The organism is Pseudomonas sp. PNPG3 (assembly GCF_023093815.1).
Classification (GTDB): Bacteria; Pseudomonadota; Gammaproteobacteria; order Pseudomonadales; family Pseudomonadaceae; genus Aquipseudomonas; species Aquipseudomonas asiatica.
The window spans coordinates 1-270 of sequence record NZ_JALLKV010000218.1 but is presented as its reverse complement, the minus strand read 5'-3'; the positions used below and the strand labels follow the sequence as shown (position 1 = coordinate 270).

The 270-nt window shown below is 69.6% G+C and carries 1 pseudogene; it reads left to right on the top strand.

Annotated elements, in window-relative coordinates:
- Positions 1 to 270, top strand: a pseudogene (locus MJ643_RS30795) (cation-transporting P-type ATPase); the annotation flags it as partial.

Sequence of the window (270 nt, the reverse complement as noted above, 5' to 3'; positions counted from 1 at the left end):
CCGAAGCCCTGGCCTTTTTCGCGCCGGACACGCTGCCCTGGCAGATCGCCTCCATGGCCCTGGCCCTGACGGCCATCGGCCTGGCCGGGCTGGAGACCTACAAGAAGGGCCTGGCGGCGCTGCGCGTCGGCCGCCTCAACATCAATGCCTTGATGGCCGTGGCCGTCACCGGCGCCTTTGTCATCGGCCAATGGCCCGAGGCGGCTATGGTGATGGCGCTGTATGCCCTGGCCGAGCTGATCGAAGCGCGCGCCGTGGACCGTGCGCGTC